This window comes from Moorena sp. SIO3I6, assembly GCF_010672095.1.
Map to the genome: position 1 here is coordinate 1 of NZ_JAAHHU010000926.1, position 1,939 is coordinate 1,939.

The window sequence follows — 1,939 nt, forward strand, 5'->3', positions numbered from 1 at the left end:
CAAAAGCTTTGATGACTTCGGTAATACTAATATTTTGAGCAGTGGCAGAAAATCCCCACTGACTGACAATCTTTCCACTTTGTGAAGAAAATTGATGGGCGACCTTAACAGCAAATTCGCCACCAAATAACTCAAACAGCCCCTCAAATGACAGTTTTCGCTGCTGGGAGAGGGATTCTGCCGTATTTTGTTGAGTGCCATTGGTTGAGCCAGAAGATTTGACCGATGACACTGACAGGGCAAGCTGTTCGATGGATAAGGTTGGCCCCGAATCGAGGGTAATCGACCAGGGATTTTCAATGGCAGCCTCAAAAGAAAATGCCCCTTTATCCGGTCGCAATTCCACCGCCATTTTCGTAATGGCTAAGTTCTGAATCGAGTCTGGTGCATCTAATTCTGGAATTAATTCTTCCAAAAGCGCCACGACATAAAGTCGCTGTCCAGCAATCATACCGCCCCGATAAACCGTTACGTTGCGGTCTTCAATTTTCTCCAGGATCAAATTGACGGTTTCACCAGCAACGGTTAGCTCGGAGATCAGACCCAAGCTAACACTGGTTGTTCTTTGCACTATTGCAGTCATAGCTCGATTCAGAAATATTACTAGGCAAAAATGGAATTATCTAAAGTCAGCGGTTAGTGGTCAGCATTCAACCGTCAGCATTCAGCTATCAGCTTAAAATAAACTTTGGGAGAATTTATAGCATTTTTCGCAGTTATGAGGTAAGCTTATCAACCTCAAAGTCCCCCTTATTAAGGGGGATTTAGGGGGATCGATTTGTACCTTATGGGATATAGAGGTGCTATAATTCAGATTAAATATTCAAAAGCTGACCGCTGATAACTGTTCGCGTAGCGTGCGCGTAGCGCATTCACTGATCGCTATTCTTCATTACTGATTTTGAAATAGACCCCCTTTAATTGAAGGTCTAATCCCTGAATTAATTGACCTGAATTCTCTTGCCATTCTGCTGATAGTCCAACAGTGTAAGCTGTCTTCGTTTTATCAACGACTTTATTTCCACTAGAATCTGTGGTTGAAGCACTAGAACCTGGAATTCTGACATGAAATTCATCCACATATAAACCAGCTTCAACCAGCACACTAGCAGCATTTTGTAAGACGGTAATATCTGGTAATTCGTCGGACTTGAGAGTGCCATCCTCATTCAGAAAGGAAGCCGTTGTGCCTGACTCAACTGCTCCTAGTGTTTGTAAAATACTATTGAGAGAAGTGCCCACTGTACCTAAATATACTCTCTCCCCTGCCGGAAGTTCAACTTCAATTCCCTTTTCTTTAATCTCATTAATGGCATTTTTAGGTTCTAGGGAAATTGTCTTTCCAGCCAGTTCTAGAGAAACACCAAAAAATACTTTAGTATCTGACATTTTTTTGCTCCTTCCTTATTCAAGTAAATAAACTTAAAAATAATGTCAATTTAACCCTGTAAATTTAAACACTATTACTTGCCAAGTATAACTTATAAAATTACCATTTGTTTATAAGTTATCCAGCTTAACGTCAGCTTCCGGTGGCACCACTGATTCTTCTGGAATCTTTGTTGTTGAAAGATTATCATCAGCCACAGTATTTCCATTTTCGTCCACAAAGGTTAAGCCTTTTTTAACAATGACACCATTGGGATAATCATCAGATTGGGGTACCGAAAATACGGTTACTTTAATCCCCCTCCTATCTTCAGGTTCCGGGATAGGTTGGAAGACATCAATCTTCAACTTCATTGCCAGTTCAGGAGCAACGTCTTGGTTGGTTAGAAAACTAAAATCTTTAATATCAAAGGGAAAATCCTTGGCAAAATTGAAGGGAAACTGATCATTAATTGATCCAGTAGCAGTATAACAAGGATCCGGTGATGTACCTTCCGTAACAGTAATTGATTTTGCCCACATATCAGATAATGGATGATTTTCTGGTAAA

General features: G+C 40.3%; 3 protein-coding genes. All 3 read right to left on the reverse strand.

Annotated elements, in window-relative coordinates:
• Nucleotides 1-583: hypothetical protein (locus F6K49_RS44535; protein WP_293108366.1), on the reverse strand; the 583-nt coding region annotated here is incomplete at its 3' end.
• Between the two features lie 299 nt (nucleotides 584-882).
• Complete coding sequence (locus F6K49_RS44540) at nucleotides 883-1,389, reverse strand: hypothetical protein (RefSeq protein ID WP_293108369.1); 507 nt, start codon at nucleotides 1,387-1,389, stop codon at nucleotides 883-885.
• A 111-nt stretch (nucleotides 1,390-1,500) separates the two neighbouring features.
• A partial coding sequence (locus F6K49_RS44545) for a hypothetical protein (protein WP_293108372.1) occupies nucleotides 1,501-1,939 on the reverse strand: 439 nt, incomplete at its 5' end.